Raw genomic sequence first — 15092 nt, 5'->3', positions numbered from 1 at the left:
ACGACTATAGCCAAGGGTCGCTGAAGCCGATGTGGGCCGCCGCCGCGGCCGAAGGCCTCAGCCGCCGCGCAGCCAGGCCAGCGCGCCCTGCACGTCGTCGGCCTCGAGCAGCAGCTCGGCCAGCGCATGCTGGCCGGTCGCCGCGGCGGTCGCGGCCAGCGCGGCGGCGCACAGGGTCTCGTCCCAGTCGGGCGCGGCGACCAGGCCGGCGAGCAGCGGCAGTCGCGCGAGTGCGGCGACGTAGCCGTCGATCAGCGCCTCCGGGATCTCGGCATCGCACGCCGCGCGTGCTAGTTCGACGCTCGCCGGCAGCACGAAGTGGCTGGGGCACGCGCGCTCGGGCGCCTCGGCCAGCGCGGCGACGATGTGCGGCACCGCCGCGAACGAGGCCGGGTGCACGCGCCCCGCGTCGCACAGCGCGGCCCACAGGCCCTGCCAGGGCGGACTGTGGGCGTGTTCCTCGGTCGCGCCGTCGAGCTGCGCGAGCAGCGCCGGCACGCCGCGGGCGATGCCGTGGGCGCAGGTCAGGCGCGTCCATGCCGGGTCGTCGAGCGCCAGCATCGGCGCGCCGGCGAACCCGTCGCGCGGGCTCATGCGCGGCTGCCCACGATCAGCCAGTTGTTGAACGGCGTGTCGCCGTAGAGCGGCCGCAGCGTCGTCTGCAGGCCCGCGCCCTCGAGCTGCGCGCGCAGGCCGTCGGCGGTCGGGTAGCTGCGCGCGCGCTCCTGCATCCAGCCGGCGAGGTTGGCGAGCCGGTCGGTGATGCGCGAGGTGCGGCTGCGCGTCGAGTCGTCGGCCAGGCCGCTGCGGATCACCAGCCGCGCGCCGGGCACGAGCATCGCGATCGCCTCGTCGAGCAGCGCGCGCTGGCGTTCGTGCGTCAGGTACTGCAGCACGTCGAGGATCGCCACGCTGCCGCGGTGGGCGGGCAGGCCGGCGGCGAGGTCGAGCACGTCCAGCCGCACGTCGGCCAGTCCCGCGCGCGCGGCGACCTCGCGGCCGCGGCGGATCTTGGCCGCGTCGATGTCGACGCCGGCGTAGGTCAGCGCCTGGCCGTCGGCGTGCAGCGCGTGCGCCAGCAGCCCCAGGCCGCAGCCCAGGTCGAGCACCGGCGCGGCCGTCGGCCGCAGCGCCTGCAGCACGCCTGGGTACAGCGGGTCGGTGCGCAGCTTGGTCAGCGTGTAGTAGTAGTCGTAGCGGTTGCCCAGCGGGTGCCGCGGCAGGAATGCGCGGGCGATGCCGCGGGCGTCCTCGCGCGGGAACGGGGCGGTGGAGAGCGGGGCGGCGTCGGAGGCGGTCGCGGTCATGCCCGCGACAATAAGCCGCGTACGACCGGCAGCGCCAGCCGGGCCCAGAGCGCGTGCAGCGCGGCCGAGGGATGCAGGCCGTCGTCGGCAAGCATCGCAGGCGCGTGCCCGTGTGCGCGGCTGACCGGCGCGATGTCGACGAACGCCACGCCGTGCCGCGCGCAGACGGCGGCCGCGGCGGCGTTGTACGCGTCGAGCGTGCGCGCGATCGCGGCGACGTCGCGGCCCGAGTGCGCGCCGAACGGCGTGACGCCCCAGTCTGGGATCGCGAGCACGAACACGCGTTCGGCACGGTCGCCGGCGAAGCCGAGCGCGCGGCGCAGCAGCGCCTCGAAGCGCGGGACGTAATCGTCGACGGCGCGGCCGCGGTACTGGTCGTTGACGCCGATCAGCAGGCTGACCAGGTCGAACGGCCCCTCGGGCGCCGCGGCATCGATGCCGGCGTCGAGCTCGTCGGTGGTCCAGCCCGTGGTGGCGACGATGCGCGGGGCATCGATCGCCGCGCCGGCCGCGCGCAGCGCGTCGGCCAGCACGACCGGCCAGCGCGACTCGGGCGCGATGCCCTCGCCGATCGTGTAGCTGTCGCCGAGCGCGAGATAGCGCAGCGGCACCGCCCGCTCAGCCATTGGCCGCGCGCGGCACCAGCGGCACGACCTTGCGCGCGTCGGCAATCTGGCGTTCGAGCACGCGCTCGATGCGCGCGAACACCTCGCGCAGCTGCGCCGGCTCGGGCAGCAGCGTCACGCGGAAATGGTTGCGGTAGGGCACGTTGAAGCTGTTGCCCGGCACCACCAGCACGCCCTCGGCGTCCATCAGCTCCAGCGCGAACGCGTGGTCGTCGAAGCCCTGCGCGTACTCGGCGGCGATGCCCGGGAACGCGTACAGCGCCCCGGCCGGCTCGACCAGCTGCAGGTAGCGGCTCGCCGTGCAGGCCTCGACCACCGCGCGGCGCGCCTCGTACAGCCGGCCGCCGGGCGCGCACAGCGCGCCGATCGTGTCGATGCCGGTCAGCGCCGCCTCGATCGCGAACTGGCCCGGCACGTTCGCGCACAGGCGCAGCGCGCCCAGCAGGTCCATCGCGTTGCGGAAGTCGCGGCTGCGCGTCTCGTCGCCCGACAGCACCGCCCAGCCCACGCGCCAGCCGCAGGCGCGGTGCACCTTCGACAGGCCGCCGAACGACACGCAGGGCACGTCGCCCGCGATCGGTGCGATCGGCTCGAACGCCGCGCCGTCGTAGGTGATGCCGTCGTAGATCTCGTCGCACAGCAGCAGCAGGCCGTGGCGCTGCGCGATGGCGACGATGCGCTCGAGCAGCGCGCGCGGGTACACCGCGCCGGTCGGGTTGTTCGGGTTGATCAGCACGATCGCGCGCGTGCGCGGCGAGACCAGCGCCTCGGGCGCGTCGGGATCGGGCAGGAAGCCGTGCTCGGCCTTGCACTGGTAGAACACCGGCCGGCCGTCGTTGAGGATCGTCGCGGCCGACCACAGCGGGTAGTCGGGCGAGGGCACCAGCACCTCGTCGCCGGGGTTGAGCAGCGCGCGCAGCGCGATGTCGATCAGCTCGCTGACGCCGTTGCCCACGAACACGCGCTCGGGCGAGATGCCGTGCCCGCCGCGCGCGACATGGTGCGCGGCGATCGCCTCGCGCGCGAGCGGCAGGCCCTGCTGGTGGGTGTAGGGATCGGTGTCGTGGATGCGCTCGGCGATCGCGCGCTGCAGGTGCTCGGGCGCGCGGAACCCGAATGCGCCGGGGTTGCCGATGTTGAGCTTGATCAGCGTGCGCCCCTGCGCCTCCAGCTCGCGCGCCCGCCGGGCCAGTTCGCCGCGGATCTCGTAGCGCACTTCGGACAGGCGTTCGCGGGTTTTGAGGGGGGCGGACATCGGACGGCGCTCTGCGCTGGGGGTGTCGCGCGATGCTAGCCGAAAAGCCGCGTGCCCGTGGCGCATCCCCTGTAGGAGCGCGCTCGCGCGCGATGGGGCATTCCCAGTCAGGCCATCGCGCACGAGCGCGCGCCTACACCCGTAGAATCGCAGCCATGACGACCGCGCATCTCCCTGCTTGACGCCCCCCGACGCCGCGCTGCGCGCGATCGGCTGGCCGTTCGACGGCGCGCCGTCCGGCCCCTGGGCCGAGGCGATGGCCGCCCATCCGCAGGCGCGGCCGATGCGCGTGGTCGAGCAGCACCGCTCCGGTTACCTCGTCGCCGGCGCGCCGGGCGAGGCACAGGCGGTCGAGTCGCTGCCCGATTGGCTGCGCCGCAGCGGCTACCGCAAGGGCACGATGGCGCCCGAACACCGCGCCGCGGTCGGCGACTGGGTACTGGTCGAGGACGGCCGCCGCATCGTCGCGATGCTGCCCCGGCGCAGCGCGATCAAGCGCGCGGCCGCCGGCGAGCACTACCGCCAGCAGCTGATCGCCGCCAACATCGACACTGTGCTGGTGGTCTGCGGGCTCGACGCCGACTTCAACCCGCGCCGCATCGAGCGCTACCTGTTGCTGGTGCAGGGCGGCGGCACGCCGGTCGTCGTGCTGACCAAGGCCGACCGCGACACCGCCGATCCCGAGGCCGCGCGCGCCGCGCTGGCCGAGGTCGCCGCGCTGGGCGTGGCCGTGCTCGCGGTGAATGCCCGCGAGCCCGACAGCGTCGCCGCGCTGCATCCCTGGCTCGGACCGGGCACGACCGCGGTGCTGGTCGGCAGCTCGGGGGCCGGCAAGTCGACGCTGACCAACACATTGCTCGGCCGCGAGCGCATGCGCACCGGCGCGGTCCGCGACAGCGACGACCGCGGCCGCCACACCACCACCCACCGCGCACTGATCCCGCTGCCTGCGGGCGCCTGCCTGATCGACACCCCCGGCATGCGCGAACTCAAGCCGACCGGCGAGGAGGACCTGTCGGAGGGCGGTTTCGCCGACATCGAGGCACTGGCCGCCGACTGCCGCTTCCGCGACTGCCGGCACGAACGCGAGCCCGGCTGCGCCGTGCGCGCCGCGGTCGAGGCCGGTACGCTGAGCCCGCAGCGGCTGGCCAACTACCTCAAGCTGCGCGACGAGCGCGACGCCGCCACGGCCCGCCGCGCCGACCGCCTGGCTGCCCGCCAGGACGATGCCCGCTCGGCGGGACGACGGCCCGGGCGACGCTGAGTGCAGGGCGCGCGCTCTGCGGTGCGACGCCCCCGACCGCTGCAGTGCCGCGCTCCCTCCCCCGCGTGCGGGGGAGGGTTGGGGTGGGGGCGATGGCGCGAGGGGAGCTATGGGGAAAGCCCGTGCCCCCACCCGACGCGCTGCGCGCGTCGACCTCCCCCGCAGGCGGGGGAGGTGGGTGCCATGGTAGGTGCGAAGTGAAACTGTCTTGATCCCCTGGGGGCGGGATATGCCGACCTGATGCCGACGCGCCGGCGATGCGCTCTCTCCCCCGCGTGCGGACATTGCGCCATTCACGGGTGGAGGGCTGGGAAGAGGGCGCGCGCCGCCGCGCGAACGTATGTGCACCCGGGCTTCGAGGACGGCGCGTTGCTACAGTGGTCCGTGCCGCCGTCAGGAGCCGCCGATGCCCGATGCGATCACCCGTCACGCCGCGCTGGATGCGCGCATGGTCGCGGCCGCGCGCGGGATCCGGTTGCTCGGGCTTGCGAGCTGGGCGCCTAAGACGCAGCAGCGGTTCCTCGCCGCGTTCGCGGCCGGGCGCCGGGAGATGCCGGCGGTCGCGTATCCCGCGCTCGACTTCACCGACGCGCGCCGCGAGCTGGCCGCGGTCGCGGCGGCGGCCGATGCGCAGCATCCGCTGGGCGCCTACCTGGTCGAATCGGCGCAGGCCTGGGACACCGCCGCGCGCCTGCTCGAGGCGCTGGGCACCGGCGCGGCCGGCGCGCATGCGATCGCGCTGTACGGCCGCCCGGACGCGCCGCTGCCGGGCGGGGCGCTGACCACGTGCGACGCGGCGCGGCATTTCCTCCAGATCGCCGATGCCTACGATCCCGCGCTGCTCGGCGAAGCCGACGACCCGACGATCGACGCGGCCACGCTGCAGGCGCAACTGCAGGGCGACCTGGACGCGTATTTCGGCGCGCGCGTGGTCGCCGTCGAGCTCGATGCCGGACTGATCGCCAAGGCCGCGGCCGGTGCCTACCGGCTGCGCCTGCGCGCCGACGCGCGCTATTCGCCGCACGACCGCGACCAACTGCTGCAGCACGAGGCGTTCGTGCATTCGCTCACCGCGCTCAACGGCCGTGCGCAGCCGGTGCTGCCGAGCCTGGCGATGGCCTCCCCGCGCACCACCGCCACGCAGGAGGGACTGGCGGTGTTCGCCGAGCAGATCACCGGCAGCCTCGACATCGGCCGCATGAAGCGCGTCAGCCTGCGCACCGAGGCGATCGCGCTTGCGCTGGACGGCGCCGATTTCCTGCAGGTCTTCGACCACTTCCATGCCGCCGGCCAGGCGCCGGCCGAGAGCTTCGCGTCGGCGCAGCGGGTGTTCCGCGGCGTGCCGCTGGGCGGCGGCCACGCGTTCACCAAGGACACGGTGTACCTGCGCGGACTGATCGACGTGCACACGTTCTTCCGCCAGGCGCTGGCGCAGCGCCGGCTGCCGCTGTGCCGGCAGCTGTTCGCGGGCAAGATGACGCTCGACGACGCGCACCGCTTCGCGCCGCTGTTCGACGACGGCACGCTGCTGCCGCCGCACTGGCTGCCGCCGTGGCTGGCGCGCGCCGGTGGGCTGGCCGGCATGCTGGCGTTCTCGCTGTTCGCCAACCGCATCCGGCTCGACCAGCTCTAGGCCGCCGCGGCGCTACAGCCCGAATGCCGGCGGCGCGGGCGTCGAATGCAGGCAGCGCACGCTTTCGCCCAGTGCCGCGGGGTCGGCGCCGGCGAACAGCGCGTGCAGTTGGCGGGGGTCCGGCGCGGCGGTCGGCACCAGGCCGACCCAGGCGTCGCGCCCGGCGGCCTTGGCGGCGTACAGGCAGCGGTCGGCCAGCGCGCTGGTCTGCTGCCAGTCGCCGAGCGACGGCCAGTCGGGCGAGAACGGCCACGGCGCGAAGCCGATCGAGCACGTCAGATGCAGCGGCGGGCCCTGGACCAGCACGACCGGCTCGGCGGCGACGACGTCGCGGATGCGCTCGGCCAGCCGCGACGCGGCCTCCGTGCGGTCCAGGCGCACGACCAGCAGGAACTCCTCGCCGCCCCAGCGCACCAGCAGGTCGTCGCCGCGGCACAGCCCGCGCAGCCGGTGCGCAAACTGCACCAGCACCTCGTCGCCGGCCTGGTGGCCGCGGGTGTCGTTGATGCGCTTGAACGCATCGATGTCGAGCATGAAGAAGTACAGCGCATCGTGCGTGGCCCCCAGGTCTGGCCGCGCCGGGACGCGCTGGGATTCGCGCGCGAGCCAGTCCTGTAGCTCGCGCCGGTTGGCGACGTGGGTCAGCGGGTCGAGCCGGGTCGCCGCGTCGAGCTGGGCGTTGCTCAGCTGCAGCTGCCGGTTGGCCTGCTCGAGCTGCGCCGTGCGCTCGGCGACGGTCCGGTCGAGCAGTTCGGCGCGCTCGCGCTCGTGGTGCACCGCGCGCCGCGCGCGCCAGACGAACAGCGCCAGCGCGCAGGCCGCCAGCAGCGCATAGCCGGCGTAGGCCAGCGGGTGGCGCCACGGCGGAGGCGGCATGCGCATCTCCAGCACCCGCGACGGCCCGAACGTCCCGTCGCGGCCGGCCGCCTGCACCTCCAGCCGGTAGCGGCCCGCGGGCAGGTGGTTGAGCGAGACCTCGGTGCGCGCCTGGTGCGGGTACAGCCAGCCCGCGTGCAGGCCCTCGACCCGGTAGCGCAGCTGCGCGGCGGCCGGCGCGAGGAAGTCGATCGCGGTCATGCCGATCGTGAACACGTCGTCCTCGTCGTCGAGCTCGATCCGCTCGGCATAGACGATGTCGGTCTCGCCGGCGCGGCGCGCCTCGACGTCGTTGCGCCGGCTCAGCAGCTGCAGGCCGGTCAGCACCGGCCGCGCCGGCGCGCTGCGCCGCGGCAGCTGCATCGGTGCGATCACGTCCAGCCCCAGCGTGCCGCCGAAGTACAGCAGGCCGTCGCCGTCCTGGAACGCCGAGCCGCTGTTGTATTCCTGGTTGCGCAGGCCGTCGCGGCGGCCGAGGTTCTGCACGATGCCGTTGTCGTGGTCGTAGACGCTCAGGCCCAGGTTCGTGCTCACCCACAGGCGCCCGCCCGGGTCGGGCAGGATGCGGTAGACGACGTTGTTGGTCAGTCCGTCGCGGTCGGTCAGCACCGTCGAGGCGCCGGTCGCGCGGTCGATCCGGAACAGCCCGCCGCCGAAGGTCCCCGCCCACACCGCGTGGGCGTCGGCGTGGATCGCCCACACCGCGTGATGCAGGCCGGCGCCGGTGGGCTGCAGCTGCGCGAACGCATCGCCGCGCAGCCGCCACAGCCCGCGGGTGTTGGTGCCCACCAGCAGGCTGCCGTCGACGTCGCGGTAGAGGCTGGTGACCACGCTGCCGTCGATCGCCGCCAGCCGCGGGTCGGCCACCGCGCGTCCGCGCTCGAGGCGGACCAGCCCGCTGCGGGTGCCCACCCACAGCGTGTCGCCGGCGCGCAGCAGCGCGTCGATGCGCGGGTCGCGCAGGCCCTCGACCGGTTCGAGGCCGCCGTCGCGATGCAGCCGGTGCAGCCCCGACAGCGTGCCGACCCACCAGCCGCCGGTGCCGTCGGGCTCGAGCGCGCGCACCGAGGCGGTCGCCAGTGCCGGTACCGCCCGCCACGGGCCCTGTCCGTCGCGCAGGTGCAGGCCGCCGTCGGAACCGATCAGCATCCGCGCGCCGTCGCGCCGGATCGCGCGGATGCTCGGGCTCGACCAGTCGCGCATCTCGCCCAGGCCGGCGCCGTCGTAGCGGATCACCGACGACAGCGGCCGTGCCCGGTACAGGCCCGAGGTGTAGGTGCCGATCCACCACGCGCCCGACTGGCCCTGGTGGAAGCGGGTGATCGCACTGCGCGGCGGCTGGTCGAAGCGCAGCCGTTGCGGCCGGTCGCTGCCCGGCGCGAGCTGCACGACGCCGCCGTCGGCGAAGCCCACCAGCAACCGGCCGTCGTCGAGCCGGATCATCGCCGTGGGCCGCGCCGTGCCGCCGCCCAGCGCGGCCATCGGCCAGTGGCGCACCGGCGTGCCGCGCATGTCGAGCCGGTGCAGGCCCGCGTCCGAGGCGACCCACAGCCCCTCGCGACCCGATTGCAGGGCCAGGCACCGGCGTGCGCCGGGCGGCGCGGGCAGCGCCTCGAGCCCGTCGGTGCCGATCGCCCACAGCCCGCAGTCGGCATCCAGTGCGACCGGCTGCGCCCGGCCCGCCGCCCAGACCAGCCCGACGATCTCGCCGGTCGCGCCCAGTCGCTGGACGCGCGCGACCGCCGCGTCGACATGGTCCAGCCCGCCTTCGGTGCCCAGCCACGCGCCGCCGGCAGGGTCGAGCAGGATCTCGGTGACCCGCGTGTGCGACAGGCCGTCGTCGACGCCCAGCCGTCGCCGCGTCCAGGTCGGCAGGTGCACGACCTCCAGCCCGGCGTCGTTGGTGCCCAGCCACATCCGCGTCTCGGCGGCCTCGAACGCCAGGCTGTCGATGCCGCTGCTCGCCAGGCCCGGCTCGCCGGGCACGCCCGAGGCGCGATAGGTGCGGAAGCGGTGGCCATCGAAGCGGTTGAGCCCGTCCTGCGTGCCCACCCACAGGAACCCCTGGTCGTCGCCGCTCATCGACGTGACGGTCAGCTGCGACAGGCCCTCGTCGAGGCCGTAGACCTCCAGGCTCGACGCGGCCGCGGCGTCGGCGGGCACCTGCGTGCCGGCCGGTGCCTGCGCCAGCAGCCCGAGCAGCGCCGCGAGCGCGACCAGAGCCCAGCGTCGTCGCGCGCCGGTGCGGACGCGGCGCCGGCCAGCAGTGGACGGCCGGGCATTGTGCGCGTCGTTGTGCACGTCGATGGCGACTCCGGCATCCAGTCTTCCCGATCGGCCATTGTGCCTGCGAATCGGTGATGGCCGCCCCGTGCCAGACTGTCGCCATGGACATGGCCCCCCCGACGATCCTGGTCGCCGACGACCACCCGCTGCTGCGCGCTGCGGTCCTGCACGCGCTGCGCGACGGCCTGGGCGCGCTGCGCGTGGTCGAGGCCGCGAGCGCCTCGGCCGTGGAGGCCGCGCTGCAGGCCCATCCCGACATCGAACTGGTGCTGCTCGACCTCGCGATGCCCGGCGCCCGCGGCCTGTCGACGCTGGTCTGGCTGCGCGGCGAGCGGCCCGAGCTGCCGGTGCTGGTGATCTCGTCCAACGACCACCCGCGCACCGTGCGCCGCGTGCAGCAGTTCGGCGCCGCCGGCTTCATCTCCAAGTCGGCGCCGGCCGAGTCGATCGCCCAGGCGGTCGCGGCCGTGCTCGACGGCGGCAGCTGGTTCCCGCCCCTGACCGCCGAACGCTCGGAGGCCGATGCGCACCTGGCCAGCCGCCTGGCCCAGCTCACGCCGCAGCAGGTGCGAGTGTTGCTGTGCCTGGCCGACGGCCTGCTCAACAAGCAGATCGCCCACCAGCTCGGCCTGGCCGAGAACACCGTCAAGGTGCACGTCACCGCGATCCTCAAGAAGCTCGAATGCCACAGCCGCACCCAGGCCGCGGTGCTGGTCAAGGCGCTGGAGCGCGAAGACGAGGTGTAGCCGGCGCGCGTCTGTCAGGCCATTGGGCAGGGTGTCTTTCGGCGCAGGCTTTCCGCGCGCGGCGCTATTACGTTCAGGCCCATGCCCGATCCGAGCCTGCCCGATGGACCTCGCCTGTTGCGCCGCTATATGTGTCCTGCTGATCGCGAGTGCCGCGGCAGCCGCACGGACACCGGATGCCGAACGTGCGGTGCGGGCCGCGGACGACGCGTTCTGGACCGCGTACAACGCCTGCGACATGGCGGCGATCAGCGCGCTTCTGACCGAAGACGTCGAGTTCTATCACGACAGAACCGGGCGCACGACCTCGCGCGCCGACGTCGTCGATTCCCTGCGTGAAGGCCCGTGCGCGACGCCCGACATGCGGTTGCGGCGCGAGGTCATCGACCACACTACTGCGTTTCATCCGCTGGCCGACGGCTACGCGATTCTGTCCGCGCGGCATCGTTTCCACGTGCGCATCGGCGACGCACCGGAGCAGCTGGACGGGCAAGCGGAATTCACCACGCTTTGGCAGTTGCACGAAGGTCGCTGGCGGATGCATCGCATCCTGAGTTACGCGCATGGTCCGGTGCCGTATACGCCGCCGCAGCCGATCCGGTTGTCCGCCGCGGCACTCGCTGCCTGCGCCGGTCGATACCACGCCGCTCGCATCGGCAGGATTGTGGTCGCGGTCGATGGCGATCACCTCAGGCTGACTGCGGGCGAGTTCGTCGTGATGCTCTATCCCGAATCGACCCATCGATTCTTCGCGAAGGAACGCGATCTGCGTTTCGAGTTCGAAACCGGCGGCGGGACGGCGCCGAACGCGCTTGTGGTCTACGAGAATGGCGTGGTGACCGAGCGCGCCGTTCGCGACTGACCCTGCGCCACGTTCACGTGGAGCGAGCGGTGTCGTGCGGCGCCTGCGCCACACGGCGGATGGTGTCGCGTCGCCGCCCGCCAGCGGCAGCGCTTTCGATCCGTCGGGCGTCTCCACGCACGACGTATCCGGACGGTGTCCGCAGTGCTGCATCGCCCCCGGGCGGCGGCCTCTCCCTGTCGATGTGCCGCGCGTCCTCAGCCGCCGCGCAGCAGCAGCTGGGTCATCGCCGCGCGCAGCGCCGGCGGCCGCACCGGCTTGGCCAGGAAGCCCCAGCCGGCGTCGCGGGCGCGGGCACGCAGGTCCGGGTCGGCCTCGGCGGTGACCAGGAGCACCAGCGGCGCCGCCTGCCAGCGTTCGCACAGCGTGGCGAACAGCGTCGGGCCGTCGTGCGCGCCCATGCGCACGTCCAGCAGCACCAGCTCGGGCGCCTGGCCCGGCGCGGCCGCGGCCAGCGCCGCCTCCGGGCCGTCGGCCAGCGCCACCTCGCAGTCCCAGCGCCGCAGCAGCAGGCGCGTCGCCGCGCACACGTGCGGATCGTCGTCGATGCACCACACCCGGCGTCCGCGCAGCGGCGCGTCGTCGGTGTCGACGGCGTCGGCCTCGGGCGCCGGCGCCGCGTCGCCGGGCACCGCCAGCGGCACCGCGACCGAGAACACGCTGCCCACGCCCGGCCGCGAGCGCAGCCCGATGCGGTGGCCGAGCAGCCGCGCGATACGCTCGACGATCGACAGTCCCAGCCCGACGCCGCGGTCGTCGCCGTTGCCGCCGCCGTCGTCGAGCCGGCGGAACTCCTCGAAGATCTCGCGCTGGCGGTTGGGCGGGATGCCCGGCCCGGTGTCGTGCACCTCGATGCGCAGCAACGCGCCGTCGCGGCGGCAGCCGAGCAGGATGCGGCCCTGCGCGGTGTAGCGCACCGCGTTGGACAGGAAGTTCTGCACCACGCGGCGCAACAGCACCGGGTCGCTGCGCACCCACGCACGCGTGGGCACCGCGTCGAAGCGCAGCCCGCGCGCCTGCGCCAGCACCCCGGCCTCGCGCGCCAGCGCCTCGAGCACCGGCCCCAGCGGCACGTCGCGCACGTCGGCCTGCAGCGTGCCCGACTCGAGCCGCGAGACGTCGAGCAGGCTGGTCAGGATGCCGTCCTGGGCCGACAGCGCACTCTCAATGCTGTCGACGATCCCGCGCGCCTCCTCGCCGGGCAACCGCGCGCGCAGCGCCGAGACGAACATCCGCGCCGCGTTGAGCGGTTGCAGCAGGTCGTGCACCGCGGCCGCGGCGAAGCGGCCCTTGTGCCGGTTGGCGGCCTCGGCCTCGCGGCGCGCCTGCTCCAGGTCGGCGGTGCGCTCGGCGATGCGCTGCTCGAGCGCGTCGGCCAGCGTGCGCAGCTCGCGCGCGGTGTTCTTGTAGGCGGTGATGTCGGCGTAGCTGGTCACGAAACCGCCGTCGGGCAGCGGGTTGCCGCGGATCTCCAGCACCGTGCCGTCGCTCTTCTCGCTCTCGCGCGCGTGCGGCTTGCCGCTGCGCAGGTGGTCGAGCCGGCGCTGGATCGCGTCCTCGACCGGCCCCGGCCCCAGCAGCCCGCGGCGCGCGTTGTAGCGGAACACGTCCTCGATCGGCGTGCCCACGCGCACCAGGTCGGGCGGGAAGCGGAACAGCTCGATGTAGCGCGCGTTCCACGCCACGATGTGCAGGTTCGCATCGATGATCACCACGCCCTGCGGCAGGTGCGCCAGGCGTCGGCTCAGCCCGGTATCGGCCTCCTGCGCCGCGGCGACCAGCCCGTCCTTGGCGGTGCGCAGCTCCTCGGCGTGCTGGCGCACCAGCGTCTCGAGTTCGCTGCGGCTGCGCCGGCGCAGCGCGCCCAGGCGCAACCGCTGCTGCGAGAACAGCACCACGAACACCAGTGCGATCCACGACACGCCGGCGATGCCGGCCCACTGCCAGGCCGCCGCCTCGACCGGCGAGGCGTCCTGCAGCAGGTGCAGCGTCCAGTCGGTGTCGGCCACCGGCGCGCGCAGCCACAGCCAGCGTCCCGGCATCGCGGGGTTGCCGATGCGCGCCAGCGCGTCGGGCGCGGTCTCGCCCGCGTAGGGACGCAGCCGCTGCTCGCCGTACTGCCGCGTGGCCTGCAGCTCGGCACGCGCGGTTTCGCTCAGCGGCCCCAGCAGCCGGTAGCGCCATTCGGGCCGGCTGGCGAGGAACACCACGCCGTGCCGGTCGCTGGCCATGACCACGTCGGTGTCGCGCGGCCAGCGTTCCTCCTGCGGCGAGAGCTCGAGCTTGATCGCGATCACGCCGACCGGGCGGCCGGCATCGTCGCGCAGCGCCTCCGACAGGTAGTAGCCCGGCACGCCGGTGGTCACGCCGATGCCGTAGAAGCGCCCGCTGCCCTCGCGCAGGGCCTGCTGCACGTAGGGCCGGAAGCCGTAGTGCTGGCCGACGTTGGTGCCGAAGGTGCGCCAGTTGCTGGCCGCGATCGCGATGCCGCGTGTGTCGATCAGCGTCAGCGTCGAGGCCTGCGCGGTGCGGTTGGCCTCCTCCAGCCGCTGGTTGAGCCGGCGCTGGGTCGCCGCGTCCACCGGTGCGGCCACGCTCGCGCGCAGGTCCGGGTCGAGCGCCAGCACCTGCGGCAGCGCCCGGTAGCGCTCGATGCGCTGGTCGAGCGTCTGCGCATGCAGCTGCAACTGCTGGGTCGCCTGGGCGGTCTGGTGCCGCAGCGCGTCGTCGCCGCCGAGCCGGTAGCCGAGCACCGCCATCGCCACCAGCCCTCCGATCGCGATCGCGGTCGAGAGCAGGCGGCGGGCGCGTTGGGGAGATCGCATCCGGGCGAGTCTAGCGGCGGGGGCGACGCGCCGATGCGACGCGCGCCCCGTTTCGCCCACGCCCGCCTGCAGGCGAGGGCCGGTGGCTCAGATCAGAACTGGACCTGGGCGCGGAACTCGACCGCCTCGGGCGAGGTCGTCACGCCGCCGCGGGTGGCGTTGGCGCGCACGTAGTTGGCCTGCAGCTTGAAGTGCGAGGTCAGGTACCAGTTGGCGCCGAAGGTCCAGTCGTGCTGGCGGCCGCCGCCGACCAGGCCGTCGTCGAGGTCGAGCGTGCTGTAGCGCGCCGCCAGCTCGACCGCGCCGTAGCCGTTGGCCGGCTTGGGGTTGGCGACGTTGCCGGCCGAGTACGGCCGGCTCTCGCCGGTCAGCAGCCAGCTGCCGGCCAGGTAGCCGCCATCGGCGCTGTAGTCGGGCAGGCCGCCGTCGCGGGCGATGTCGGCGCGCAGCAGTTCGCCCTGCAGCGAGACCGGCCCGCGGATCCAGATGCCCTCCAGCCCGGTGCGGCGGATGTGGTCGACCGGCGCCAGGTCGCCCGAATCCACCAGGCGCACCGGCGTCAGCCCCGCGCCGGGCCGCGCGCGCAGACGCGCGGTCGGGTCGAAGCGGTCGCCGCGGCCGTCGGTCCAGGCCTCGGGGTTCTCGCGCGAGGCCGCCAGGCCCAGGTGCAGCACGTCGCCGGCCGCCTTGCGCGGCGTCCACACCGCGCGCCCGGCCAGCGTCTGGCCGTGGTTGTCGCCCTGCAGGTCCTGGCCGGCGTAGCCGCCGAGCTGGAACAGCGCGGCCGGCTGCTCGTAGGTCCATTCCACGCCGGTGCGCCGGCCCTGGTAGATCGCCTGGATCGGCGCGGCCAGTTCCATGAACGTGCCCGCGCGCGAGCTGGTCACGCCCTCCAGGCCGACCGGCACCTTGATGTAGCCCACGCGCAGCTTGCCCAGGTCGCGGCCGAGGAACGCCTTGCTCTCGAAGCGCACGAACACGTCCAGCCAGGCCTTGGACTCGAAGTCGAAATAGACCATCGCGTCCCAGACGCCGGCTTTCTTCGCGGTCGCGCCGAACTCGCGGCGGCGCATGCCGTCGTCGTCGACCAGGCGCGGATCGCCGCTGAAGTCCACCGTGTCCCAGGCGAAGTTGCCCGTCGCCGACAGGGTGGTGCCGTCGGCGAAGGTGTAGGTGGTCGGCCAGTCGTCGAAGTCGCGGGCGAAGGCGGACGACGTGCAGGCGCTGAGCGCCAGCAGGAGCGGCAGGGTGGGGCGCATGGGAATTCCTCGTTCGACGTCGGCGCGGCGGGCGGGGGCCCGTCGCGCGGTGGGGCAGTCTAGGCACCGCGGCCCGCGGATGCACGGATTCTAGTGCCTAAGCATTAGGCGGGTCGGTGGCTTGCCGCGCATAACACCAATGCGCTATCGGCG

Annotated in this window: 11 protein-coding genes; 4 read left to right on the top strand and 7 right to left on the bottom strand. The window is 74.1% G+C overall.

The window, feature by feature from the left end; all coding sequences use genetic code 11:
• Window positions 1-57: 57 nt before the first annotated feature.
• From WQ56_RS14990 to WQ56_RS14975, 4 genes are read right to left on the bottom strand one after another with little or no spacing between them, the layout of a single operon-like run.
• The gene (locus WQ56_RS14990; protein WP_052773040.1) at window positions 58-594 is read right to left on the bottom strand and encodes a hypothetical protein; all 537 of its coding nucleotides are present in this window, start codon (window positions 592-594) and stop codon (window positions 58-60) included.
• Entirely contained in the window at window positions 591-1307 is a 717-nt protein-coding gene (locus WQ56_RS14985; RefSeq protein WP_082132450.1) for a class I SAM-dependent methyltransferase, read from the bottom strand. Before WQ56_RS14985 ends, WQ56_RS14990 begins: the two co-directional genes overlap by 4 nt.
• The gene (locus WQ56_RS14980) at window positions 1304-1933 is read right to left on the bottom strand and encodes a GDSL-type esterase/lipase family protein (RefSeq protein ID WP_047137946.1); all 630 of its coding nucleotides are present in this window, start codon (window positions 1931-1933) and stop codon (window positions 1304-1306) included. The genes WQ56_RS14985 and WQ56_RS14980 overlap by 4 nt, the downstream gene beginning before the upstream one ends.
• Complete coding sequence (locus WQ56_RS14975) at window positions 1926-3188, bottom strand: aminotransferase class I/II-fold pyridoxal phosphate-dependent enzyme (protein ID WP_047137945.1); 1263 nt, start codon at window positions 3186-3188, stop codon at window positions 1926-1928. Before WQ56_RS14975 ends, WQ56_RS14980 begins: the two co-directional genes overlap by 8 nt.
• Window positions 3189-3366: 178 nt before the next feature.
• Between WQ56_RS14975 and rsgA the strand changes: the two genes are divergently transcribed.
• Window positions 3367-4452 carry a ribosome small subunit-dependent GTPase A gene (rsgA, locus tag WQ56_RS14970; RefSeq protein ID WP_047137944.1) on the top strand — a complete coding sequence of 362 codons (1086 nt, stop codon included), beginning with the start codon at window positions 3367-3369 and terminating at the stop codon, window positions 4450-4452.
• Window positions 4453-4858: 406 nt separating this feature from the next.
• Complete coding sequence (locus WQ56_RS14965) at window positions 4859-6085, top strand: flavohemoglobin expression-modulating QEGLA motif protein (RefSeq protein WP_047137943.1); 1227 nt, start codon at window positions 4859-4861, stop codon at window positions 6083-6085.
• A 12-nt stretch (window positions 6086-6097) separates the two neighbouring features.
• Here WQ56_RS14965 and WQ56_RS14960 read toward each other — a convergent pair whose 3' ends face one another.
• Window positions 6098-9262: a ligand-binding sensor domain-containing diguanylate cyclase gene (locus tag WQ56_RS14960; RefSeq protein WP_052773039.1), complete on the bottom strand. Its 3165-nt coding sequence runs from the start codon at window positions 9260-9262 to the stop codon at window positions 6098-6100.
• Window positions 9263-9354: 92 nt separating this feature from the next.
• Here WQ56_RS14960 and WQ56_RS14955 point away from each other — a divergent pair, with 92 nt between their 5' ends.
• Window positions 9355-9993, top strand: coding sequence for a response regulator transcription factor (locus tag WQ56_RS14955; protein ID WP_047137959.1), 639 nt, complete (start codon window positions 9355-9357; stop codon window positions 9991-9993).
• A 103-nt stretch (window positions 9994-10096) separates the two neighbouring features.
• Window positions 10097-10855, top strand: a complete 759-nt coding sequence (locus WQ56_RS14950; RefSeq protein ID WP_047137942.1) for a nuclear transport factor 2 family protein — start codon at window positions 10097-10099, stop codon at window positions 10853-10855.
• A gap of 197 nt (window positions 10856-11052) precedes the next feature.
• On the opposite strand, the gene WQ56_RS14945 is transcribed toward WQ56_RS14950, so the two are convergent.
• Both WQ56_RS14945 and WQ56_RS14940 read right to left on the bottom strand, forming a co-directional pair.
• Window positions 11053-13680 (bottom strand): PAS-domain containing protein, encoded by a 2628-nt coding sequence (locus WQ56_RS14945; RefSeq protein ID WP_047137941.1) that lies wholly within the window; start codon window positions 13678-13680, stop codon window positions 11053-11055.
• A 92-nt stretch (window positions 13681-13772) separates the two neighbouring features.
• A complete protein-coding gene (locus tag WQ56_RS14940; RefSeq protein ID WP_047137940.1) occupies window positions 13773-14939 on the bottom strand; it encodes a porin in 1167 nt (388 codons plus the stop codon).
• Window positions 14940-15092: the final 153 nt, after the last annotated feature.

This window comes from Luteimonas sp. FCS-9, assembly GCF_001014645.1.
Lineage (GTDB): Bacteria > Pseudomonadota > Gammaproteobacteria > Xanthomonadales > Xanthomonadaceae > Luteimonas.
The sequence above is the reverse complement of the archived record's forward strand: the minus strand, read 5'-3'. Positions and strand labels throughout refer to the sequence as shown.